The 23847-nt window shown below is 54.1% G+C and carries 25 protein-coding genes; 14 read left to right on the forward strand and 11 right to left on the reverse strand.

The window, feature by feature from the left end; all coding sequences use genetic code 11:
• Positions 1–89: 89 nt before the first annotated feature.
• From cybB to I6L53_RS10510, 5 genes are all read left to right on the forward strand, one after another.
• A complete protein-coding gene (gene cybB / locus I6L53_RS10490) occupies positions 90–617 on the forward strand; it encodes a cytochrome b561 (protein ID WP_042318892.1) in 528 nt (175 codons plus the stop codon).
• 378 nt (positions 618–995) lie between these two features.
• Positions 996–1655, forward strand: coding sequence for a helix-turn-helix domain-containing protein (locus I6L53_RS10495; RefSeq protein ID WP_084196565.1), 660 nt, complete (start codon positions 996–998; stop codon positions 1653–1655).
• 286 nt (positions 1656–1941) lie between these two features.
• A complete protein-coding gene (locus I6L53_RS10500) occupies positions 1942–2217 on the forward strand; it encodes a metal/formaldehyde-sensitive transcriptional repressor (RefSeq protein ID WP_042318893.1) in 276 nt (91 codons plus the stop codon).
• Between the two features lie 32 nt (positions 2218–2249).
• A complete protein-coding gene (locus I6L53_RS10505) occupies positions 2250–3368 on the forward strand; it encodes an S-(hydroxymethyl)glutathione dehydrogenase/class III alcohol dehydrogenase (protein WP_042318895.1) in 1119 nt (372 codons plus the stop codon).
• A 166-nt stretch (positions 3369–3534) separates the two neighbouring features.
• The gene (locus I6L53_RS10510) at positions 3535–5223 is read left to right on the forward strand and encodes a methyl-accepting chemotaxis protein (RefSeq protein ID WP_042318896.1); all 1689 of its coding nucleotides are present in this window, start codon (positions 3535–3537) and stop codon (positions 5221–5223) included.
• Positions 5224–5276: 53 nt separating this feature from the next.
• Here the strand turns inward: I6L53_RS10510 and I6L53_RS10515 are convergent, their stop codons facing one another.
• The gene (locus I6L53_RS10515; RefSeq protein ID WP_042318897.1) at positions 5277–6200 is read right to left on the reverse strand and encodes a LysR substrate-binding domain-containing protein; all 924 of its coding nucleotides are present in this window, start codon (positions 6198–6200) and stop codon (positions 5277–5279) included.
• A 125-nt stretch (positions 6201–6325) separates the two neighbouring features.
• Between I6L53_RS10515 and I6L53_RS10520 the strand changes: the two genes are divergently transcribed.
• Positions 6326–7228: a manganese-dependent inorganic pyrophosphatase gene (locus tag I6L53_RS10520; protein WP_042318899.1), complete on the forward strand. Its 903-nt coding sequence runs from the start codon at positions 6326–6328 to the stop codon at positions 7226–7228.
• A gap of 36 nt (positions 7229–7264) precedes the next feature.
• Here I6L53_RS10520 and pcaG read toward each other — a convergent pair whose 3' ends face one another.
• Together pcaG and pcaH are read right to left on the reverse strand one after the other, a co-directional pair.
• Complete coding sequence (gene pcaG / locus I6L53_RS10525; protein WP_042318900.1) at positions 7265–7885, reverse strand: protocatechuate 3,4-dioxygenase subunit alpha; 621 nt, start codon at positions 7883–7885, stop codon at positions 7265–7267.
• A complete protein-coding gene (gene pcaH, locus I6L53_RS10530) occupies positions 7882–8622 on the reverse strand; it encodes a protocatechuate 3,4-dioxygenase subunit beta (RefSeq protein WP_042318902.1) in 741 nt (246 codons plus the stop codon). Before pcaH ends, pcaG begins: the two co-directional genes overlap by 4 nt.
• Positions 8623–8859: 237 nt before the next feature.
• On the opposite strand from pcaH, the gene hglS reads away from it, so the two are divergent.
• The 4 genes from hglS (at position 8860) to I6L53_RS10550 (ending at position 14024) form a co-directional block, all read left to right on the forward strand.
• Positions 8860–10203, forward strand: coding sequence for a 2-oxoadipate dioxygenase/decarboxylase HglS (hglS, locus tag I6L53_RS10535; RefSeq protein ID WP_042318905.1), 1344 nt, complete (start codon positions 8860–8862; stop codon positions 10201–10203).
• Positions 10204–10248: 45 nt separating this feature from the next.
• The gene (locus I6L53_RS10540) at positions 10249–11757 is read left to right on the forward strand and encodes a carboxylesterase/lipase family protein (protein ID WP_042319041.1); all 1509 of its coding nucleotides are present in this window, start codon (positions 10249–10251) and stop codon (positions 11755–11757) included.
• Positions 11758–11977: 220 nt separating this feature from the next.
• Complete coding sequence (locus I6L53_RS10545; RefSeq protein WP_042318906.1) at positions 11978–13633, forward strand: glucan biosynthesis protein D; 1656 nt, start codon at positions 11978–11980, stop codon at positions 13631–13633.
• A 166-nt stretch (positions 13634–13799) separates the two neighbouring features.
• Positions 13800–14024 carry an HP1242/YdcH family protein gene (locus tag I6L53_RS10550; RefSeq protein ID WP_042318909.1) on the forward strand — a complete coding sequence of 75 codons (225 nt, stop codon included), beginning with the start codon at positions 13800–13802 and terminating at the stop codon, positions 14022–14024.
• 57 nt (positions 14025–14081) lie between these two features.
• On the opposite strand, the gene I6L53_RS10555 is transcribed toward I6L53_RS10550, so the two are convergent.
• The 7 genes from I6L53_RS10555 to I6L53_RS10585 all read right to left on the reverse strand — a co-directional run bounded on the left by I6L53_RS10555 (position 14082) and on the right by I6L53_RS10585 (position 19609).
• Entirely contained in the window at positions 14082–14858 is a 777-nt protein-coding gene (locus tag I6L53_RS10555; RefSeq protein WP_042318911.1) for a DeoR/GlpR family DNA-binding transcription regulator, read from the reverse strand.
• 15 nt (positions 14859–14873) lie between these two features.
• Positions 14874–15506, reverse strand: coding sequence for a ribulose-phosphate 3 epimerase family protein (locus I6L53_RS10560; RefSeq protein WP_042318912.1), 633 nt, complete (start codon positions 15504–15506; stop codon positions 14874–14876).
• An 11-nt stretch (positions 15507–15517) separates the two neighbouring features.
• Positions 15518–15949 carry an SgcA family PTS sugar transporter subunit IIA gene (sgcA, locus tag I6L53_RS10565; protein ID WP_042318914.1) on the reverse strand — a complete coding sequence of 144 codons (432 nt, stop codon included), beginning with the start codon at positions 15947–15949 and terminating at the stop codon, positions 15518–15520.
• A gap of 118 nt (positions 15950–16067) precedes the next feature.
• Positions 16068–16874: a BtpA family protein SgcQ gene (sgcQ, locus tag I6L53_RS10570; RefSeq protein WP_042318916.1), complete on the reverse strand. Its 807-nt coding sequence runs from the start codon at positions 16872–16874 to the stop codon at positions 16068–16070.
• Positions 16875–16886: 12 nt separating this feature from the next.
• Positions 16887–18200: a PTS sugar transporter subunit IIC SgcC gene (gene sgcC / locus I6L53_RS10575; RefSeq protein ID WP_042318918.1), complete on the reverse strand. Its 1314-nt coding sequence runs from the start codon at positions 18198–18200 to the stop codon at positions 16887–16889.
• A gap of 12 nt (positions 18201–18212) precedes the next feature.
• A complete protein-coding gene (gene sgcB, locus I6L53_RS10580) occupies positions 18213–18491 on the reverse strand; it encodes a PTS sugar transporter subunit IIB SgcB (protein WP_042318920.1) in 279 nt (92 codons plus the stop codon).
• A complete protein-coding gene (locus I6L53_RS10585) occupies positions 18488–19609 on the reverse strand; it encodes a M42 family metallopeptidase (RefSeq protein ID WP_042318922.1) in 1122 nt (373 codons plus the stop codon). The genes sgcB and I6L53_RS10585 overlap by 4 nt, the downstream gene beginning before the upstream one ends.
• Before the next feature lie 184 nt (positions 19610–19793).
• On the opposite strand from I6L53_RS10585, the gene rimL reads away from it, so the two are divergent.
• Positions 19794–20339: a 50S ribosomal protein L7/L12-serine acetyltransferase gene (gene rimL, locus I6L53_RS10590; RefSeq protein WP_042318924.1), complete on the forward strand. Its 546-nt coding sequence runs from the start codon at positions 19794–19796 to the stop codon at positions 20337–20339.
• Here rimL and ydcK read toward each other — a convergent pair.
• Positions 20331–21311 (reverse strand): YdcK family protein, encoded by a 981-nt coding sequence (ydcK, locus tag I6L53_RS10595; protein ID WP_042318926.1) that lies wholly within the window; start codon positions 21309–21311, stop codon positions 20331–20333. The two genes, rimL and ydcK, sit on opposite strands and share 9 nt — an antisense overlap.
• A 112-nt stretch (positions 21312–21423) precedes the next feature.
• On the opposite strand from ydcK, the gene tehA reads away from it, so the two are divergent.
• The 3 genes from tehA (at position 21424) to I6L53_RS10610 (ending at position 23844) form a co-directional block, all read left to right on the forward strand.
• Positions 21424–22428 carry a dicarboxylate transporter/tellurite-resistance protein TehA gene (gene tehA / locus I6L53_RS10600; RefSeq protein WP_042318928.1) on the forward strand — a complete coding sequence of 335 codons (1005 nt, stop codon included), beginning with the start codon at positions 21424–21426 and terminating at the stop codon, positions 22426–22428.
• Positions 22425–23021 (forward strand): tellurite resistance methyltransferase TehB, encoded by a 597-nt coding sequence (tehB, locus tag I6L53_RS10605; RefSeq protein ID WP_042318929.1) that lies wholly within the window; start codon positions 22425–22427, stop codon positions 23019–23021. The genes tehA and tehB overlap by 4 nt, the downstream gene beginning before the upstream one ends.
• A gap of 154 nt (positions 23022–23175) precedes the next feature.
• Positions 23176–23844: a DUF3313 domain-containing protein gene (locus I6L53_RS10610; RefSeq protein WP_042318931.1), complete on the forward strand. Its 669-nt coding sequence runs from the start codon at positions 23176–23178 to the stop codon at positions 23842–23844.
• Positions 23845–23847: the final 3 nt, after the last annotated feature.

Consider the following 23847-nt stretch of genomic DNA (forward strand, 5'->3'; position numbering starts at 1 on the left):
ACTGACTGATAAGCGGTGAAGAAAAGTTAATGAATTTTTAATAAAAGCTCGTTATGTTGTCGCTTTATTGTTTTTACTCAGGAAGTGATATGGGCAATAAGTACTCAAGCCTGCAGATTGGCATCCACTGGCTGGTCTTTTTACTGGTAATTGTCGCCTACTGCGCGATGGAATTTCGTGGTTTTTTCCCGCGCAGCGACCGGCCCGTCATTAACATGATTCACGTTTCTTGCGGGATCTCCATCCTGGTTCTGATGGTTGCGCGTTTGCTGATCAGACTGAAGTATCCGGCCCCCGCCATCGTGCCAAAGCCTAAACCGATGATCACCGGACTGGCGCATCTGGGGCACCTGGTGATTTATCTGTTGTTCATTGCATTGCCTTTGATCGGCCTGGTGATGATGTACAACCGCGGGAATCCGTGGATGGCGTTTGGCCTGGTGATGCCGTACGCGACGGAAGGCAATTTCGATCTGGTCGATACGCTGAAATCCTGGCATGTTACGCTGGCGAATCTCGGCTATTTTGTCATTGCGCTACATGCCGCCGCTGCGCTGATGCACCATTATTTCTGGAAGGACAATACGCTACTGCGGATGATGCCGCGTAAGCGATAGGGTGATTTCCGCCGGTGTGGGGATCCCCCCACACTGAGCGGTAACTGAAGACAGATTCAAACCGTTGTCCTGACGTTTTATTTTGTCCGAGATAAAGATGACCACGAACAGGCTCCTTTTCTTTGTTGTATATAGGTAGGGATACTCTGGTAATGTTCCGTACCATCCTGAACCCAGTTGCAGGAACTATTATCGCTGCAATACCCTGTGCCACTATTTAATCCGCGATTCCGTAAAGAATAGAATGAACGTGATTTCCAGGCAGGGCTGTAATAACAGTTCATTTAATAATAGCTATGCACGGTCAGCTAATCATCACAGTAACAGTCTTCAAAAAATTCTGCTAATCTAGTTAAAATTTCTCTGTTGGCAATAAGCATGCATAACCATTTAGATATTATAGGGATGTCAGGATCTCTGTGTACCCGTGTAGACCCCTCTCATTTGAAGGTTCTTCTGAATACGCTCGAACCGTATTTAACGTACACGGTCTTTCCCGCAGGGAAACGATTCAGTTTCAACGCAACCAATCAGTCAAAGTGTTATCTTATACGCAGTGGCGTGATGTCTCTTAGCCGGCAACCCGATGATATCCTTCTGGATATTTTCGAAGGCCCAACGCTGCGCGGGATTATCCCTGTCCATAAAACATCAGAATCTCAGTTTATTCTGCGGGTGCTGGAACCCACTGAAATCGCCATTGTAGATAAAGAACAATGGTACTCCCTGCTGACGCAGCATAACTTGTGGCAAGAGTATGCCAGGTACCTTGAGTTAGTGGTGGCCGTGGGAGGTGAGGTATTGTTCAAACTCGTGACGCCAACCGTCTTTGAGAAGGTTCGTTACCAGCTTTACGAATTGATGAGTAAACCACAGACGGTCAGAGAGGGTGTTACGGCAGAAAGTTACATTCGCAGTAAGACGCGCCTTTCACGTTCTGCAATCATGAACACACTTTCAACCTTAAAAGAGGGGGGATACATTTGTATTGAGAACGGGCATCTGAAGGAGATTAAACACATTCCAGCAGAATTATGAGATCGTCGTTATCTGCGGCGCGAAAAGGTTGCCTGGTTATCTATTTGATAACTTAATTGCAATACCCTAAATTCTTAATTCTTTCCCAATAACCTCTAACCCATAAAATAACGAATCCTCCTCTCTTGAAAAATAAGCCTCAGCCGCTTCAAAAGCTGTTTTGAAGCATAATCTGCATCGGTCCAGATTCAACCAAAAGTATGTTATTGCTATTTAAATAATCAGAAATTTTACAATTGATTAAAATTACTGATAGTATACCCCCCTATAGTATCAAGGAGGGCATATGCCGCATTCACCCGAAGATAAAAAACGTATTCTGACTCGCGTCCGGCGCATTCGGGGCCAGGTGGACGCCCTGGAGCGTGCGCTGGAGTCTGGCGAGCCTTGCCTGGCTATCCTGCAACAAATTGCAGCAGTTCGCGGCGCGTCCAATGGTTTAATGGGCGAAATGGTTGAGATCCACCTGAAAGATGAACTGGTGAATGGTGAAACCACGTCCGACCAGCGCGCCGTGCGCATGGCCGAAATCGGCCACCTTCTTCGCGCTTATCTAAAATAAACCCATCACCTCGCAATAAAGGGAAGAGACAGATGAAATCACGTGCAGCAGTCGCGTTTGGCCCTGGTCAGCCGCTTAAAATTGTTGAAATTGACGTCGCACCGCCGAAAAAAGGCGAAGTTCTGGTCAAAATCACCCATACTGGTGTATGTCACACTGACGCGTTTACGCTTTCTGGCGACGATCCGGAAGGGGTATTCCCGGCGGTTCTGGGACATGAAGGTGGTGGCGTGGTGGTCGAGGTCGGTGAAGGCGTTACCAGCCTGAAACCGGGCGATCATGTCATCCCGTTGTATACCGCCGAATGCGGCGAGTGCAAATTCTGTAAATCCGGCAAGACCAACCTCTGTCAGGCCGTGCGTGCCACCCAGGGGAAAGGCGTAATGCCGGATGGGACTACCCGTTTTTCCTATAACGGCGAACCCATCTATCACTACATGGGGACCAGTACCTTCAGTGAATACACCGTGTGTGCGGAAATCTCGCTGGCGAAGGTCAATCCGCAAGCGCCTCTGGACAAGGTCTGTCTGCTTGGTTGCGGAGTGACCACGGGCATTGGTGCTGTGCATAACACCGCAAAAGTCAAAGAGGGCGATACCGTTGCTGTGTTTGGCCTCGGCGGAATTGGCCTGGCGGTGATCCAGGGGGCAGTGCAGGCGAAAGCCGGACGTATTATTGCTGTCGATACCAACCCGGAAAAATTCAAACTGGCGGCTGAAATGGGCGCAACCGACTTCATCAACCCGAAGGACTATGACAAACCGATCCAGGAGGTGATTGTTGAGCTCACCGACGGTGGCGTGGACTTTAGCTTCGAATGTATTGGTAATGTAAACGTGATGCGCGCGGCGCTGGAATGTTGCCATAAAGGGTGGGGCGAAAGCATCATCATTGGCGTTGCCGGGGCGGGCCAGGAGATCAAAACCCGTCCATTCCAGTTGGTGACGGGGCGTGTCTGGCGCGGCTCCGCATTTGGCGGCGTTAAAGGGCGTACCCAGTTGCCGGGGATGGTGGAAGACGCGATGGCCGGGAGAATCCAGTTGGATCCGTTCATTACCCACCGCCTGCCGCTGGATCAAATCAACGACGCGTTTGACCTGATGCACGAAGGTAAATCCATCCGTACCGTTATCCATTTCGGCGATAACTGATTCATCCGCCAGCGGAAATTTCCGCTGGCGCTTTCCTGTTTTTAACATAAATGTTGTCAAACTGTGACGAAATCGGCGCTTTTCCCGGTAAGTAAACTTCGCGGAATGCCGATGACTATCTAACGGGCGCGTATTACGCATTAATCCTACAAGAGAGTCGACGGTCATGGACAACACATCATCGATGCAAGCACCACATAAGCTGGGCTTTTTGCATCACATCAGGCTGGTTCCGCTGTTTTCCTCCATTCTCGGTGGCATCCTTTTACTGTTCGCGCTGAGCTCAGGTCTGGCGGGTTACTTTCTCATGCAGGCTGACCGCGATCAGCGGGATGTGACGGATGAGATCCAGGTGCGCATGGGATTATCGAACAGCTCGAACCATCTGCGTACGGCGCGAATTAACATGATCCACGCAGGCGCGGCCAGTCGGATAGCCGAAATGGATGACATGAAGGCCAACATTGCCGCAGCGGAAAAGCGGATCAAGCAGTCTGAGGACGGGTTTGCCACGTACATGGCACGCAAGGTGAAAACCCCTGCGGATGAGGCACTGGATGGCGAGCTGGAGAGCAGTTTCAAAGCCTACGTTGCCGGGATGCAACCGATGCTCAAGTACGCTAAAAACGGCATGTTCGAAGCGATCATTAACCACGAAAGCGAACACGCGAGACAACTGGATGACAGCTACAACAAAGTGCTGCTGAAAGCGATTGAACTGCGCATGGCGCGCGCTAACCAGTTAAGCGAGCAGGCGCATCAGCGCACGCAACTGGGGATGATGTTCATGATTGGCGCCTTTGGTCTGGCACTGTTACTGACGCTGATGACGTTTATTGTTCTGCGTCGTACCGTCATTCAACCTTTGCAGCATGCTGCGCAGCGTATTGAGCAAATTGCCGCCGGTGACCTCACCATGCAGGATGAGCCGACCGGGCGCAGCGAAATTGGACGTCTGAGTCGCCACCTGCAACAGATGCAGCGTTCGCTGGTGCAAACGGTGGGAGCCGTGCGTCAGGGAGCAGAAGAGATTTATCGCGGCACCAGTGAAATCTCGGCGGGCAATACCGACTTGTCCTCACGCACGGAAGAGCAGGCTGCGGCGATCGAACAGACGGCAGCCAGCATGGAGGAGTTGACCGCAACGGTGAAGCAAAACGCCGATAACGCGCACCACGCCAGCAAACTGGCGGAAGATGCGTCCGGTAAAGCCAGTCGTGGTGGACAGATGGTCTCCGGTGTGGTCCAGACGATGGGCAATATTTCGACCAGTTCGAAGAAAATCTCTGAGATCACCGCCGTCATTAACAGCATCGCCTTCCAGACCAATATTCTGGCGCTGAACGCCGCCGTAGAGGCCGCGCGTGCCGGTGAGCAAGGGCGTGGATTTGCCGTTGTTGCCAGTGAGGTCCGTACGCTGGCCAGTCGCAGCGCCCAGGCGGCGAAAGAGATTGAAGGGCTGATCAGCGAGTCTGTCCGTCTGATCGATCAGGGTTCCGGTGAAGTGGTCGCGGCGGGCAACACCATGACCGATATTGTGGAGGCGGTTAAACGCGTCACCGATATCATGCTGGAAATCGCGGCGGCGTCGGATGAACAGAGTCGAGGCATCGTACAGGTCAGCCAGGCCATCTCTGAGATGGATAAAGTGACGCAGCAGAACGCCTCGCTGGTAGAAGAGGCCTCTGCGGCGGCGGCATCGCTGGAAGAGCAGGCCGCACATCTGACGGAAGCGGTGGGGACATTTCGCTTGCACGGCGGACGGACGAGCAAACGCGTATCGACAACAAATACGCCCGTCCAGCCTTTAGCGCAGCCCGTTACCGATCGTGGGGATAACTGGGAAACGTTTTAATCGCCATTACCGGATGATGGCGCAACGGCGCCTCATCCGGCCTGTCTGACAGGTTATAACGGCATTGATTTGCGAATGGCGGAAATTAAGGTCTGCGCGCCAGAAGAGAGCGGTGAGTCCACGCGGGTCAGAATACCGATCGGCTCGCCAGCTCCCTGCGTTGGTACCGGCAGCGAAACCAGCGTCGCCTGGCGTAAATCCTCTTTTACCGCGCCCGACGGTACAAACCAGACGTAGTCATAATCGACAGTTAACTGGCGCGACAGCGACGCGGAGAGCGTTTCAATGCAGCCGGTTGGCATCTTGCAGCCCTGACTTTGCAATAAGGTCTCGGCATTCTGCCGGGGAACCGTCCCTTTTGGTGAGACAACCACGGGCCACTCCATCACGCGACTCAGCGTCACATTTTCCTGCAACAACGGGTGATTGGGGCGCACGACCAGCTTTAACGATTCGAGAAACAGCAGCTCATAATTGAGGCCGCTCATCAATTCCGGATCCGACATCCGGCCAATGCCGATGTCGATCTCGCCGGATTTCAAACCTGCCAGCAGCATGGTGTTGTTCATCGTCGCCACCTGCAGCGTGGTCTCTTTTTGTTGCTGATGAAACTGCCCGATGACCGATGGAAGAATACCCAGCGCGGCAGTCGGTAAAGCGCCTATTCTTACCACATCATTGTTAAGACCTTCTTTACGATTCAGCGCCTGTCCGGCGGTGTTGAGCGCATCAAGCACTTTCACCGCGTGCGTTAAAAACTGCTCGCCAGGTAGCGTCAGCTGTGCGCCAAGCCGTCCGCGCTCGAAGAGGCGGGTACCGGTCAGTTGCTCCAGTTCGTTAAGCGTCTTGGAAAGCGCCGGCTGGCTGAGGTTAAGGGTTTCGGCTGCGCGCCCCAGGGTTCCTTGTTGAGCGACAGCGACAAATGTATGAAGATGGCGCAATCGGATGCGCTGACTGAACAGACTATTTTTTTCCATAAGCGATGTTAAGAACAGAGCGGTGCCGGTGACAAGTAAAGTTGTTTGTTTTTGATAACTTGATTGCAAAATATTATTAACATTTAACTTATTTAAGTAACAGCACTTTCTCTTCGGAGGCGAAAATGATCCATGTCGTAGGCCATCTTAATCCGGACAGTGATGCCATTTGCACCGCGTTTATGGCAGCGCGCTGGTTGAACATGCGCGGACTTCAGGCCACCGCCTGGCGTCTGGGTGAACCCAATCGCGAAACCCGCTTTCTGTTCGGGCGTGCCGGGCTGACATTACCGCCGTTGCTGGAGATGCCGCTGACAGACCTTGACGTCTGGCTGGTGGATTTCACCGAGCCAACGCAGGGGCCGGAAACCCTGCTGGCGAGCAATATTGTCGGCATTATCGATCATCACCGTCTGGGGGGACTGGTCACGCGTTTGCCGCCTGAGGTGTGGATAAAGCCGGTGGGGAGTAGCGCTACGCTGCTGTGGCAACTGATGAGCCAGGAGAACAGGGCGCAGATAACCCCTGCGCAGGCACTGTTGTTGCTGGGGGCTATGCTGAGTGACACTGTCACGCTGCGTTCGCCCACCACCACTGCGGATGACCGTCTGGCTGTTGAAGAACTGACAACGCTTGCCGGGGTTGATCTGGCCGCGTTCAGCGCCGATCTGCTGAGCGCGAAAACCAGCGTCGAAGGATTGAGCGCCAGCGAGCTGCTGCAAAAGGATATCAAGCGTTTTACCATTAACGGTCAACAGGTGAGTGTTGCGCAGATTGAATTATACGCGCTGAGTCAGGTTGCCTGCATGATGGACGCCCTGCGTGAGGAGATGACCGATTACGCGACCGGCAGTGGGGCGGATTTGGTTGTATTGATGCTAACCGATATCAATGCCGGTAATTCACAACTCTGGTTTGCCGGCCCACGCCAGCCTGAACTGACGCAACCGGTCACGGTGGAAGGGATGTTGAGTCGTAAGAAACAGATGTTGCCGTGGCTGGAAAGTCATGTCGCGCAGACAGACTAGCTAAAACGGGCTGACAGTGTCAGCCCGCTCTCTTTTCTAGACGTCAAAAAAGACGGTTTCGTTTTCGCCCTGCAAGTGAATATCGAAGGTATAGACGGTCTCGCTACCGCGCTGCTCGCGTCGGGCAATCAGGGTCTGACGACGAACTTCCCACTCGATCAGATTGAGCACCGGATCGTGCTGATTAGCCTCTTGTTCATCAGAAAAATAAAGACGAGTATTCAGGCCAATGTTAATGCCGCGCGCGACAATCCACAGATTGACGTGCGGTGCCATTGTGCGGCCATCGCGACCCACCACGCAGCCTGGTTTGATGGTGTCGAAGCGCCACACGCCGCTGTCGAAGTCTGAACAGGTTCGTCCCCAGCCGCGAAAATCCGCGTCGATCGGCTTTTCTTCCTGACGGTCAGCCGGATGGTTATAGCGTCCGTGCGCGTTAGCCTGCCAGATCTCCAGCAGTACATCGCGTACCGGCGTGCCTGAACCGTCAATGACCCGACCTTCAATCACAATGCGCTCGCCTTCGGTGTGGCTGTTGGTCAGCGTGGAGCTGAAGTTTTTCTCAAAGATGTGAAACCCAGCGGCGTCAGGCGCAAGTCCAATATGCACATACGGCCCAGCCGTTTGCGAGGCGGTTTCCTGCAGATAGTCTTTCATCGCGAACCTCCCTGAGTACGATTTTCAAACAAGGTGGCGCGCTGCCCGCGGAGCACAAGATCGAAGCGATACGCAAGGCAGTCGAGCGGGACGGCGGCGTGCGTATCCAGTTCAGCAATCAGCGTGCGGATGGCATCATCGTTATTGATGGTTTTCACGATCGGGCACTGCCTGATGAGCGGATCGCCTTCAAAATACATTTGTGTAATCAAACGTTGGGCAAAGGCCTCACCGGAGAGTGAAAAGTGAATGTGCGAAGGGCGCCAGTCGCTGACCTGATTGCGCCAGGGATAGGGACCAGGCTTGATAGTACGGAAAAAGTAATAGCCGTTTTCATCGGTTAACACGCGCCCACAGCCGCCAAAGTTCGGGTCGATCGGCGCGAGATACTGGTCCTTTTTGTGACGATAGCGACCGCCGGCATTGGCCTGCCAGACTTCAACCAGCGTATTTTTCAACGGGCGGCCAAAGCCATCACGCACATAGCCGTGGACGATAATGCGCTCGCCAATCGGCAGGCCGTCTTTGGCGTAATTCATGATCAGGTCATTATCCAGCGGGCCAAGATCGTTGTTGCTGAACACCGGGCCGGTAATTTCAGACAAGGAGTTTTGTAAGGAGATCAGCGCGTTGCGCGGCGAACGCAGAACGCTGGTTTTATAGCCGGGGGCAAAGGCCGGCGGATGGCTGTTATAGTCGCGATGGATCACCTCGCGAGAGGTCACTTTTTCACGCATAGCGGACTCCGGTACAGGGAAGAGCATTATTGTTTTAGGGTTACCTGACGCAGTGTGTGTAAATGTATTGTTAATTAAAAGTGAATTTATGCCGTTTATTACATAACCAAAGGCTATATAAGTGCACAGGGACAGATGCAGAGCGAATTCAGGTGAGATCACACTTTGTAAATTCTTCCCCCCAGAGTGAATGGCGTTTCCTACACTCCAGGTAACATTCACTGGAGGCATGACATTATGGCGAACACCATCACGGCAGATGAGATTCGGGAACACTTTTCGCAGGCAATGTCAGCCATGTACCAGCAGGAAGTTCCGCAATACGGCACGCTGCTGGAACTGGTGGCGGATGTGAATCTGGCGGTCCTTGAAAACAATCCCTCTCTGCATGAAAAACTGGCCAATGCGGATGAACTGGCGCGCCTCAATGTGGAGCGGCACGGTGCTATTCGCGTCGGTACGGCTGAGGAATTGTCCACCCTGCGACGCATGTTTGCGATCATGGGGATGTTTCCGGTCAGCTATTACGATCTCTCTCAGGCCGGGGTGCCGGTGCATTCAACGGCGTTTCGTCCCATTGACGATGCCTCGCTGTCGCGAAATCCGTTTCGCGTTTTTACCTCGTTGCTGCGTCTTGAACTGATTGAAAACGCTACGCTGCGCCAGCGCGCGGCGGAGATCCTCGCTCAGCGCGATATTTTTACGCCACGCTGTCGTGAACTGCTCGATGTCTGGGATAGCCAGAATGGGTTTAATGCGTCACAGGCCCGCGAGTTTGTAAAAGAAGCGCTGGAGACCTTCCGCTGGCATCGCCATGCCACCGTGGATGAACAAACCTATCATGCGCTGCATAACGAACATCGGCTGATCGCCGATGTAGTCTGTTTCCCTGGTTGTCATATCAACCATCTGACGCCCAGGACACTGGATATCGATCGGGTGCAGTCGATGATGCCTGAATGCGGCATTGAACCGAAAATCCTGATCGAAGGTCCGCCGCGTCGTGACGTGCCCATTCTGTTGCGTCAAACCAGCTTCAAAGCGCTGGAGGAACCGGTGCTGTTCGCCGGGGAAATGCAGGGGACGCACACGGCTCGTTTCGGCGAGATCGAACAACGCGGCGTGGCGCTGACAATAAAAGGACGTCAGTTATACGATGAATTATTGCGCAAGGCCGGTACGGGTAAAGATAACCTGACACACCAACTGCATTTGCAGGAGGTGTTTAACGCCTTCCCGGACAGCGAGTTCCTGCTGCGCCAGCAGGGTCTGGCCTGGTTCCGCTATCGTCTGACGCCGTCAGGGGAAGCGCACCGCAAGGCGATTCATCCCGGTGACGATCCGCAACCGCACATTGAACGCGGCTGGGTACAGGCGCAGCCAATTACCTATGAAGATTTCCTGCCGGTCAGTGCGGCGGGGATTTTCCAGTCAAATCTGGGTAATGAAACCCAGGCGCGGAGTCACGGTAATGCCAGTCGCGACGCTTTTGAACAGGCGTTGGGGTGTCCGGTGTTTGATGAGTTTGTGTTGTATCAGGAAGCGGAAGAACGCAGCAAACGGCGTTGCGGCCTGCTTTAATCCAGGTATCCTGTAGGGATCTGCGATTAACGGGTAAACATGGACATGGTAAATCCCTGCATTCCACTGATTGAAACGGTACAGGGCCAGTTGATGGGTGTCGTACAGGATGACATCCATCTCTGGCGCGGTATTCCCTACGCCGCGCCGCCGACGGGTGAACGCCGCTGGCGGGCCCCTCAAGCGGTCACGCCCTGGTCCGGGATTCGTGACGCCAATACTTTCTCCAGCGCAAGCTGGCAGGACATTGAGTACTGCAAAGAGTTGGGCGGCGGCGATCCTGGCGCTTTTTCTGAGGATTGTCTCTATCTCAACGTCTGGTCTCCGGCAGAACGCGATCGGCCACTTCCGGTAATGGTCTGGTTGCATGGCGGTGGCTACACCATCGGTGCAGGCAATCTGCCGCCTTATGACGGCGTTGCGCTGGCAAAGCGTGAGGTCGTTGTCGTTACCGTTAATTATCGTCTCGGTCATCTCGGTTTTTTTGCTCACCCGGCGCTGGAAGGCGAAGAGGGCGAGGTCCTCAATAACTTTGCGCTACTCGATCAGATTGCCGCGCTGCGCTGGGTACAGGAAAACATCGCGGCGTTCGGCGGCGATCCGCAAAACGTCACGCTGTTCGGTGAATCGGCCGGGGCACGCAGCGTACTTTCGCTTTTAGCCTCGCCGCGCGGAAAAGGACTATTTCATAAAGCGATTGTGCAGAGCGGCTACACGTTGCCTGACACGCCTCGCGAGATTGCCCTGGAAAACGGCGTTGCGCTGGCCGGGTACTTTGGTTTGCAGAACGCGACGGCGGAACAACTTCGCGCCATTCCGGCTGAGGCATTCTGGCCGCTGGGTGCACCGTATAAAATTGCGCCGACGCCCATCTCCGGTGATGCAATACTGCCGGAACCGATGCTGGACGTCTTTTTTGCCGCCAGACAACACCCGATGCCCGTTATGATTGGTTCTAACAGCGATGAAGCCAGCGTGATGGCCGTCTTCGGCATCGACCTCGCCGGGCAAATCCAGAAGCTGCGTCGAGAACGCAGGCTGGGACTCGGCCTGATTAAGCTGCTGTATCCGGGGGTGAAGGGCGATGAAGAGCTGGGACGGCAGGTGTGTCGGGACATGGCGTTTACGGCGTTGGGCTATGTGGTGATGCAGGCGCAGCAGCGGGTCGGGGAACCGTGCTGGCGATACTGGTTCGATTACGTCGCGGAATCAGAACATCACACTTACGCCAACGGCGCATGGCATGGCAATGAAGTGCCCTATGTCTTTGATACGCTTATGCTCGCTGAGCCCTCGCGCAATTACGTGAACGAAAACGATCTCGCTTTTGCCACCCACGTCGCGGATTACTGGGTTAATTTCGCCCGGCATGCCAGCCGGTCCTGCGATGTACTTCATGGGCCGGTCCGCTGGCCTGCCTGTATTCGGGGGCGCGATCGGTTGTTACGCATTGGGCTGAACAAGTTCGCTGGATTTAAGGTTGAAAACCGGTTCATGCGGGCGCGACTTTCGCTCTTTAAACGGGTGATGACCCACCATGTTAGTCTCGACTAGCTTTGCATAAGCTGAAAGTTTGTGCGGGAAAATTTACGTGGGAATCAGTCTGTTCTCATCGACACGAAATATTTTCCGTTTTGTTCAGATAATCAGCGGCCAACAATTGGATTCTTAATGAATTTTGTCTAGAGTGAGCGGTCAGAATTATGCATCTTCTTGCCGCTGTCGAGCGCCAGCGCGGGACCCTTCACATGACCAGAAGGATTTACTTTCAGGTATGAATCGCAGACGATTTATTAAAGGTTCAATGGCAATGGCCGCCGTGTGCGGTACCAGCGGTATTGCTTCACTCTTCACCCGTGCTGCTTATGCGGCGGAATCCGATATTGCGGACGGACAAACCGTCCGCTTTGATTTTTCCGTACTGCAATCGATGGCGCACGATCTCGCGCAGAAACCGTGGGGCGGTGCGCCGCGCGCGTTGCCCAATACGCTGGCGAATCTGACGCCGCAGGCCTACAACAGCATTCAGTACGATGCCGCGCAATCGCTGTGGAACAACGTCGAAGGCCGCCAGTTGGATGCGCAGTTCTTCCACGTCGGGATGGGCTTTCGTCGCCGGGTGCGTATGTTCTCTGTGGACTCCAGCACCCATCAGGCGCGTGAGATCCACTTCCGTCCGGAATTGTTTAAGTACAATGATGCGGGCGTCGATACCAAACAACTGGAAGGGCAAACCGATCTCGGCTTTGCCGGCTTTCGCGTTTTCAAAGCGCCCGAACTGGCGCGTCGTGACGTCGTCTCCTTCCTCGGCGCGAGCTATTTCCGCGCGGTGGATGATACTTACCAGTACGGGCTCTCCGCGCGCGGTCTGGCGATTGACACCTACACCGACACCAAAGAAGAGTTCCCGGATTTCACCGCCTTCTGGTTCGATACGGTAAAACCCGGCGCCACCACGTTTACCGTGTACGCGCTGCTGGACAGTCCAAGTATCACCGGTGCCTATAAGTTCGTGATTCACTGCGAGAAGAGCCAGGTGATCATGGATGTCGAAAACCGTCTCTATGCCCGTAAAGACATCAAACAGTTGGGCATCGCGCCGATGACCAGTATGTTCAGCTGCGGGAATAATGAACGCCGCATGTGCGATACCATTCACCCGCAAATCCACGACTCCGATCGGCTGGCGATGTGGCGCGGTAACGGTGAGTGGATTTGCCGTCCGTTGAACAACCCGCAGAAGCTGCAATTCAACGCCTATACCGATAACAACCCGAAAGGGTTCGGCCTGCTGCAACTGGATCGCGATTTCACCCACTATCAGGACATCATGGGCTGGTATAACAAGCGTCCAGGCCTGTGGGTTGAACCGCGTAACCAATGGGGTAAGGGCACCATCGGCCTGATGGAGATCCCGACGACCGGCGAAACGTTGGATAACATCGTCTGCTTCTGGCAACCTGAAAAAGCCATCGAAGCAGGGGATGAGCTGGAATACAAATACCGTCTGTACTGGAGCGCGCAGCCGCCGGTTCGTTCGCCGCTGGCGCGCGTGATGGCAACCCGGACCGGCATGGGCGGGTTCCCGGAAGGCTGGGCACCCGGTGAGCACTATCCGGAGAAATGGGCGCGACGTTTTGCTGTTGATTTCGTGGGCGGCGATCTGAAAGCGGCTGCGCCGAAAGGCATTGAGCCGGTGATTACGTTGTCCAGCGGTGAAGCGAAACAGATTGAGATCCTCTACGTTGAGCCGTTTGACGGCTATCGCATTCAGTTCGACTGGTATCCCACGTCCGACTCGACCGACCCGGTGGATATGCGCATGTTCCTGCGCTGCCAGGGAGAGGCGATCAGTGAAACCTGGCTATATCAGTACTTCCCGCCCGCACCGGATAAACGCCGCTATGTCGACGATCGCGTGATGCGCTAATCGGCAGCAACGCCCTTCGTCATGCGAAGGGCGTCAACAGAGTTGTGCGTGAAATATCTGTACAGGAATTAAACACGATCTCGTTCGCATTTTTCCCTAAGTCAAATAGGTAAGCTGAGGATGTGTATTTCTTATACACATGGTTTATCACTAACAGGGAGAGCGTATGTTTCCAGAATACAGAGATCTGATTTCCCGACTGAAATCCGAGAATCCTCGCTTTTTGTCTCTTTTCGAAAAGCACAACAACCTTGATCATGAAATTGCCAGGCTGGAAGGTTCCGATGGTCGGGGATACAATCTCGAAGTCGTTCGTCTGAAAAAACAGAAACTTCAGCTGAAGGACGATATGCTCAAAATACTCCAGAAAGAAAGTGTTGATGCGGGATAATCCGCGTTTATGAGCCGCCAGACCTGGCGGCTTTTTTTGTGCCTGCGATTCAGTGATTCAGCGATGTGGCAAAACCAAATGGCATCCCGCGTGGGTGTAACGCTGCACAATGTCATCCGCGAGCGCACTGTCGCTGATAATTGTTTTAATACAAGAGAGCGTTGCAACCGCGTGAGGTTCGACGGCATCAAACTTTGAATGATCGGCCATCAGTACCACGTCGCGGGCGCGTTGAATAATTCGTGTTTTAACGCCGACTTCGAACATTGTGGCGTTGGTGATCCCTGTTGCCAGCGACAGCGCATCACAGGAGATGAAGGCCCGTTCCACCGAAAACGCATTGATCATCTCCAGCGCCAGGCTTTCCCCCACCGAAAAGTAACCCGGACGAATGAGCCCTCCGATGATGTAGCTCTCGACGTGCGGAAAACAGCCCAGCTCGTTAGCGATTTTAATGTCGTTGCAGATAACTTTCACCCGTGCGTTGGCCAGACATTTCGCCAGTTCCAGACAGGTGGAGCCAGAATCAAGAAAGAAACAGTCACCGTCTTTGATCATCGTGCGGGCAAGGGCGGCTATCTCTTTTTTTGCCTCCGCTTGCAGTGTCCGCTTGACGTCGAAGACATACTCTTTGTCATCCATGCTGTCGTCAAAATCCAGGCTGCCGTGGCCGCGAATCATGCCGGGATACTGGCTGGCGATATACTGAAAATCACGACGAACGGTGGCCTCCGCATAGCCAAACAGTTCCATGGCCTGCTGGGTCGAGAGATGGCGATGTTGCCACAGATAGTGCAGCATCTGTTTGATACGGTCAGGGCGCTGTTGGCTCATCGAAGCAATCTCCTCTTACAGTCCGGCAAACCGGGATAACGTGGCGTGATAATTCTCTGATGAGAACAAGGCGCGTCCCACGACAAGATGCTGCGCGCCCGCTGTCGCCAGATGTTGTGCGGCGCAAAGCGTTATGCCGCCATCGGCCCAGCACGCCGCTTCAGGAAAACACTCGCGCACGCGACGAACCTTCTCACACAGGGTGGGAATGAACTGCTGGCCGACTCCGTCGGGTTCGCTGGTCATCACCATCACCGCATCCAGGTGCGGGGCCAGATAGCAATACGCGTCAATGGCAGTAGCCGGATTAAACGCCAGCCCGGCTTTCGCGCCGATAAGCCTTATTTCTGCCAGCGTTTCAGACGGGTAGGCCAGCGCTTCAGCATGAACAAAAATCCACGCCGGTTTGAACTCCGCCAGAGCAGAAAACCAGTCCTGTGGACGGGAAATCATAAAATGAAATGAGAGGGGATGCGTGGTCTGCCGGGCGACGGCCTGCACGGTTTTAAGGCCAAAGGTAATGTTGTTAATAAAGCTGCTGTCTTCGATATCCAGATGCAGCGAGCCAATATCGGCATCGGCCAGTGCGGTCAGCGCCGTCCCGTAGTGCAGCGGATCTGCCGATGCAAGAGAAGGGTGGAGAATCATCATCGCCTCCGTTATCCGCATACCTGCGCGAACAGCGCGGCGTCGGTTTGCGCTTGTCGCACCGCCGCGAGTCGTTCGGCTGAATCAATAAACTGACTGATACGCTGAATAGTGAGGATATGCGCGTTAGCATCCGTCGCGCTGACGCACAGCAGCAGCCAGACCGGGTCGCACTCCTCATGACCAAACGCGACGGGCGTTTTGAGCGTCGTGATGCTGACCTGATTATGGTTAGCGCCTTGCTCGGGGCGCGCATGGGGCAAGGCGATGCCAGGGGCAATTAAATAATACGGCCCCCAGTTCAGCGTGTTGTCGATGATGCCAGCCACGTAGCCCGGTTGCGCAGCGCCAAAAGTAATCAGCGGGCGCGCGGCGATTTCGACGGCCTGACGCCAGTCTTTGGCCTCACGCTGCGCCTGTACCCACTTAACATCGTTTATCATCAGTCGTTGACTCCTTGCCGGTTAAGGTTACTCTGATAGCGATCCCCGTCGTGACTTTTGACGAAGGCGGCAGGGATCGCTGTTCTACCGGGGGTAAGCGCTCTGCTTATCCCCTTTTTTATTGCCGCAGGTGATGCACTTTTTCCATAAACCGACTGACCCGCGCCTGATCGACAAAGTTGGCAAACACGCCGTCCTTTTTAAAGGTGGTGGCCGTTACGCAACCGTCGGCAATGCTCAACTGTTCCTCCACGTTCTCCAGACACACGCCGGTATTTGCCAGCACCACGGTATCAGGCACGGTTTCTTTGACCCGCTTCAGCAGGGCGCTGTCGGTGCGCGCACCCGCCGTCAGGCCAGAGACGCAGAGGGCATCCGGATGGTTGTTAAAGACGGTGGATTTGGCAATGGAACAAATATCGCGATTGCCCAGATACACCGCCGCTTCAGGCACAATATTAAACAGGGTTTTGACCTCACCCGCGCCGATACGGTGCTGATGGCGAATGGTCTCGCCGACGTTGGTATCCCAGACGCCGAAGTCGCTGGCATAGGCACCGGTAAAAATCTCGCGAATGAATTTTGCGCCCGTTGCCATGGCCAGATCGAACGACGCGACGGGATCCCACAGCACATTGACGCCAAACGGGATGCGGATTTCGCTCATCAACTGCCCAATAACCCGCGCCATTGCCGCGGTCGTTTCCGGGCGAACCTTCGTGAGATAGGGAAGACTAAACTCGTTGGAAAACATCACGGCATCCACGCCGCCATTTTGTAGCGCCAGCAGATCGTCCCGGGCGCGATCGATCACCCAGTTCATTCCTTTCTGCGCATCAAAGCTCGGGTCGCCGGGCAATGCGCGCAAATGGCACATGGCAATGACGGCTTTTTCCGTACCAATAACCTCTTTCAGCCAACTCATTGAAGGTACTCCTTATTCCGATAGTTCACGTTTACGTAAGAACAGCACGACGCTGGCGACGATACCCACCGCCACGACGACGCCAATAATGCCAAGCGACATCAGCTCCGAGATTGACCAGCCAAACATGTTGCCCACGGACAGCGCCGAGATTTGCGCGTTTTCACCGGCAAAACTGAAGCCGCCCTTAAGCGCCATTTCGGTGAAGTACGGGGCAAACTGCGTGGCAATCAACAGGACGGTTACCATAACAATCACGCCGCTGATTAAGGTGCGAATCAGGTCGCCGCGATGGATTACCGTTGCCATGCAGATAAAGAACGGTGCGACGGGCAGATCGGCAAGCGGCAGCACTTTATTGCCGGGTAAGATGCTGGCCAGAATCAACATGATGGGGATCAGCAGCAGACCCACGGCAATGGTGGTGGGATGACCCAGCGTGACGGCCGTATCCAGACCGATGTACACCTCGCGCCCCTTGAAATGCTTCTGGAAAAATTTTCGTGCGCCGTCGGAGATGGGGAGTAACCCCTCAACAATCAGACGGATCATGCGCGGGAACAGCACCATAATTGCCGCAACGGTGATCATCAGGCTGGCGCAGCCTTTAAAGCCTTCACCCGCTGCGAGACCAAAGATCAGACCGAGCACCACGCCGATAATGACCGGGTCGCCGACCATGCCGTAGCGTTTCTGGATCTCCTGGGCATCAATGTTGCGTCCCTTCATAAACGGAATTTTTTCATAGATGGCATCGAGCAGAACGAACAGCGGTACTGAACTGGAACCATAACCCTGCGGAATGGAGATCCCCTCCAGACCGACGATGCTCTGCACGCGTTTAGCCGTCCAGTCAGCCATTTTCAACGACAAGGCCGCGTGGCAGATGGCACCCAGCACGCCATAAATCAGACTGCCGGTCATTAACTGGACCACCGTGCCGGTAATGGCATAGTGCCAGTAGTTATAGATATCGACGTTCATGGTTTTGGTCAGACGGGTGACCAGCATTGCGACGTTGAGCAGAAAAATGATCGGGATAATCATTGCGCCAATGGCGGTGGCGTACCCGACGCCAGAGGCCGGCCCTGCGCCGACGTCAAACACATGCAGGGTCAGGCCAAAGCGTTCAATCATCACTTTGATAGGTGGGCTGAGGCTGTCAATCGCCATGACGATCACCAGTCCCATCCCGACAAAGCCAATCCCTACCGTCACCCCGGCCTTGATCGCCTGCAGCCAGGGAATACGGAAGATCAACCCAATCACAATCATGATAATGGGTACAAAGACGGTACCACCGAGAGACAGGATGTAGTCAAACATAGTGCCTCCTTGTTATTGCGTTAACAGTGCCTTGATTTCTTGCTTCAGGGCGTCGTCGTTAATTCCCGTTAGCAGGGCTGCGCCGTTTAACGTGGGAATACCGTAATCGCTGTTGGTGCGCATGGAGGTCACAATCAGGTCCATGCCGTTACAATTCAGCGGGATCTCATTGAGACAACACTGGGCGGTGCTTGCCGCAATGCCTTGTTCGGCAAGGAACTCCTGCAACTTGTGCGCAATCATGGTTGACGTCGACATGCCGGTACCGCATGCCACAAGGATCTTTTTCATAATGGGTGTGCCTCTTGTGTAGTGCCTGAATCAGGCTCAACGGGAAAGTGCTCTGCTGGCATGCCAGCGAGGGCGGTCAATAAGCGAATGCAGTCAGTCAAATCGCGCAGACTGGCGACCTCCGCCGGAGAATGGGTATAGCGACAAGGGATAGAGAGGCTGGCGCAGGGAATACCATCCTGCTCAACCTGGATATAACCCGTTTCGGTGATAACGCCAGGCGCGACCTCACGCTGCACGGGAATGTGGTGCGCAAGGGCCGTCTGCTCGAGCATCTGGATCAGGCGCGGTGGCGTGATTAATCCAGCCAGCGTGCCACGGCCGTGATAGTTCAGACAGGTGATGCCGACGCCCTGATTAACCCGGACGTCGGAGTAGTCCTGCAGATCCGGCGTATCGCATGACGGTGTGATATCAATGCCGATGGCGAGATCCGGCTTAACGCGGCGTAAAACCGGGACAATGCCACGGATGTTGAATTCTTCCTGCACGGACGCGACCAGATAAACGGCGATATCCAGCGACGCCGCGCCGATGGCATCCGCCACGCCCAGTAGCGCGGTGCATCCCAGACGGTCGTCCAGCGCTTTACTGCACACGAGATCGTTCGCCAGCAGTTGCGGTGGGTTGTACAGCGTAACCGGTGTGCCGACCTGGATGCCCATCCGCAGGGCGTCGGCTTTATCTTTCGCACCGATATCAATCCACAGCTTATCGACGCAAGGCGATTGCGTGCGCTCATCCCCCTTTGCAAAGTGGTACGCTTTAATACCAATGCATCCCATCACCGGGCCGTTATCCCCGGCGAGCGTGACGACCGAACCGGACATGGTGACCTGTGCCGGGCCGCCCACCCGTTCGAAGCGCAAAAAACCCGATGGCTCAATTTTGCGTACCATAAAGCCGACTTCATCCATGTGAGCAAACATCATCAGCCGCAAAGCATTCGGGTTATCGCTGCCATAGCGGGCGACGACATTTCCCAACCGATCGCGCCAGACCTCTTTTGCCTGACGTTTAAATTCGCGTAGCATGACCTCAGCGACGCTGTTTTCATGTCCTGAAATGGCATTGAGATGCAAAAGCGAGAACAGCGTTTCCTGCACAGAAAATGACATAACGATCTCCGTAGAAGATAAAACAATCACTCGTTGAGCGTTTTATAGGCGCTGGCTGGGCGAATAATTGTGAGCAGCTTCACGTGGAAATAGCGAAAGCAGAGAAAATAAAAAATAATGTGAGGTAAGTGGAATAAAAACGCTCAATGCGGATGAATGTCTGAACACGGGAGGAAAAATACGGGTGAGTGAAATTATTGAGATCAATGACACGCTGCAATTACGGGCGGTAGAGGAATGTCACGTTGCCGGGCTGCATCAACTGGTACGTAAAAACAGCGCCTGGCTACAGCAGTTTCTGGACTGGCCGCAATACGTCAACACGCAAGAGGACACGTACAAAACGGTGCAGGGCAATATGATGCTGCATCAGCGGGGCTACGCCAAAATGTTCCTCATTTTTGACGGCGAGGAGATGCTGGGCGTGCTGTCGTTTAATCAGATCGAGCCGTTGAACAAAGCGGCGTATATCGGTTACTGGATCGACGAAACGCAGCAGGGGAAAGGGATCCTGTCGCGCGCGTTGCAGGCGTTTATTCACCACTATGCCGGGCGCGGTGAAATCCGCCGCTTTGTGATCAAATGTCGGGTAAAAAATCAGGCAAGCAATCAGGTTGCGCAGCGCAATGGCTTTACGCTGGAAGGCTGCCTGAAGCAGGCGGAGTTCCTGAACGGTCACTATGACGATGTTAACCTGTACGCCCGGATCGTCGATTCGTCGCTACAGTGAACCAATCAGCGGGGTGCGGGTGATGTGCTGCTCGCCGTTAAACACTTTTGGGCCGCGCAGGTGAATGGCATCGTCTGTGGCCGCCTCAACGGTGGTGTGCCCACGGATATCGATGTGATTTTCAATCAACACCTCACCGAGAATGCGCGCATCACCTTCAATCAGAATGTGATCGTCGAGTAAAATGGGACCGCCGCGCAGTACGGCGTTTCCCCCCACCAGTACGTGATGTTTAAGCACACAGTTGCCTTCCACTCGCGCCTGCTCTGCTACCTGTGAACTGTAGCGCAGGGTGGGGATCGCATCGTCCCCCGTGCCGGCAATCACCTGAGCACGACCGTAGACTTTCGCACAATCGCAAATCCAGACGTTGTTTTCGTCATTACCTTCAATCAGCGCGTCATCGAAAACTTCCGCACGATGCTCAATAAAGGCGTAACTGATGATGGCGTCGCCATAGATTTGCGCCTGGTGGACAATGCGTGAGTGACTAATTGTAGCGCGGTCATACACTTGCAGGATCCGATCGCGCTCAACGGTGAGTCCGCGTGCTGCGACGATTTCTGATTGTTGCAGGATCCGTGCGTCGCCAAAGAGGTGACAGTCGCCCCGGACCGTGGATGACTGAATTGTGACGTTGTCACTGATTCTGGCGCCGTGGCTGAGCTCTGCGCGGTCAATCCAGACGTTATCGCCAAGGCTGACGTTGTCGCGTAGAAGACAGGGCTGCGTGATGCGCGCATTGCCCGAAATCGTACAGCCGGAAAAGACCAGCGTGTTTTCGTCGTAAATCCAACAATTCCCGGTGTGGGCCAGCACGCTTTCGTCATCTATCCAGCCGCCAGCGTCACCGGCTTTCACATCACTGAAGTCAACGAGTGCGATAATCTGGCGTAGTAATACGCTCTTTTTATTGCCATTATCCAGATAACTGAACGCGCGCGGTTCGTCGCTGAGTCGGTATTTACGCATGAAAGCATTCCGTTTAGTCGCTTACTATAACCGTAGCAAATTCTGCGGCGCTGGCTAACACGGATAAAATTCCATAAAATGCATTTAAAATATACTTTATAAAATAAACAAAATGAGTAACAGCAAGAGTAACGATCGCGTCCTGAATCTTCCCGCCGGTTACTTTGGCATGGTTCTTGGGACGATTGGAATGGGGTTTGCCTGGCGCTATGCCAGCCAAATCTGGCCCGTCAGCCACTGGTTCGGCGACGGTCTGGTGATTCTGGCGATGATAATCTGGGGGCTGCTGACGCTGGCGTTTATCACGCGCCTGATCCGCTTTCCGCACAGCGTGATCGCTGAGATTCGCCATCCGGTGATGAGCAGTTTTGTCAGCCTGTTTCCCGCCACCACGATGCTGGTGGCGATTGGCTTTGTACCGTGGTGTCGTCCGCTGGCGATTGGCCTGTTTGGCATCGGGGTGGTCATTCAACTGGTTTATGCCGCGTGGCAGACCGCCGGACTGTGGCGCGGTTCGCATCCACAGGAGGCGACAACACCCGGACTCTACTTACCAACGGTCGCTAACAACTTCATCAGCGCGATGGCCTGCGGCGCATTAGGCTATACCGATGCCGGACTGGTCTTTTTAGGGGCTGGCGTTTTTTCCTGGCTGAGCCTGGAGCCGGTGATTTTGCAGCGTTTGCGCAGTGCCGGTGAATTACCTGCTGCTTTGCGGACTTCGCTTGGGATCCAACTGGCTCCCGCACTGGTGGCCTGTAGCGCCTGGTTGAGCGTCAACGGGGGCGTGGGCGACACGCTGGCGAAAATGTTATTTGGTTACGGCCTGCTGCAACTTCTGTTTATGCTCCGCCTGATGCCCTGGTATCTGTCGCAACCGTTTAACGCCTCGTTCTGGAGTTTCTCGTTCGGCGTGTCGGCGCTGGCGACCACGGGGTTGCATCTCGGCCACGCCAGCACCGCTGGCTTTTTTCACACGCTGGCGGTGCCGCTGTTCATCTTTACCAATGTTATCATCGCATTATTGCTGGTACGTACGTTCGCACTGCTGATGCAGGGAAAACTGCTCATTCGCACAGCGCGCACGGCATTACTGAAATCTGAGGATAAGAAATGACCCTTCGTGACGAAAATTACTTCACTGAAAAATACGACTTAACCCGCACGCATTCTGAAGTTCTGGAGGCGGTGAGGGTCGTCAAACCGGGAAAAACGCTGGATCTGGGCTGTGGCAATGGCCGCAACAGTCTGTATCTGGCGGCGAAGGGTTATGACGTGACCGCGTGGGATAAAAACCCGATGAGCATTGCCAACGTCGAGCGGATCAAAGCGGCTGAAGGGCTGGGCAATCTCCAGGCGAAAGTCGTGGATCTCAACGCCCTGACGTTTGAGGGTGAATATGATTTTATTCTCTCCACCGTGGTACTGATGTTCCTGGAAGCCAAAACAATTCCGGGTTTAATTGACAATATGCAGCGTTGCACAAAGCCCGGTGGTTATAACCTGATCGTTGCCGCCATGGATACCGCGGATTTTCCATGCACCGTGGGTTTCCCGTTTGCTTTTAAAGAAGGGGAACTTCGTCGTTATTACGAAGGCTGGGAATTACTGAAATATAATGAAGATGTCGGTGAGCTGCATCGTACTGATGCTAATGGCAATCGAATCAGGCTACGTTTTGCCACGCTGCTGGCACGTAAAACAGCCTAAGTAGATAGTCCGCTAACCCCCTCAGCGCCCGGCCTTTTTCGCAAAATGGGCGCTCTGAAAAAAAGTGGATGGCATCCCATTTTTTATCCAACGCAGATGATTTCCCTTTGCTACTATTTCAATTGCATAATTGCATATTCTAAGGGATCGTTTCATGCGTACTCATACTTTATTTAAAGTTGCAGTGCTTACGGGTTTACTGGCCTTATCCGGCTGTGCATCAAAAGTCACACAGCCAGATAAATATTCTGGTTTTTTAAAAGACTACTCAGGTCTTAAGGAAACAAAATCCGCTACCGGGCATCCGGTATTACGTTGGGTCGATCCCAGCTACAGCGAAACCAAATATGACAACATTGTCTGGAATCCCATAACCTATTATCCGACACCGAAACCGACCACTCAGGTCGGTCAGAAAGTGCTCGATCAACTGCTGAATTATACCAATACAAAACTGAAAACTGCCGTCGGTCAACGTAAGCCGCTGGTGACCACGCCAGGGCCGCGTAGCCTGATTTTCCGCGGGGCGATCACCGGGGTGGATACCAGTAAAGAAGGGCTGCAATTCTATGAAGTGGTGCCTGTGGCGCTGGTGGTTGCTGGTACGCAAATGGCAACCGGTCACCGTACTATGGACACCCATCTCTACTTTGAAGGCGAGCTAATCGATGCGGCGACCAATAAGCCGGTGATTAAAGTCGTTCGTCAGGGCGAAGGTAAAGACCTGAACAACCAGAGCACGCCGATGGCGTTTGAGAACCTGAAACAGGTTGTGGATGACATGGCGACGGATGCCACCATGTTTGACATAAACCGGAAATGATTT

It is taken from the genome of Citrobacter farmeri (assembly GCF_019048065.1).
In the GTDB taxonomy this organism is placed as follows: Bacteria; Pseudomonadota; Gammaproteobacteria; order Enterobacterales; family Enterobacteriaceae; genus Citrobacter_A; species Citrobacter_A farmeri.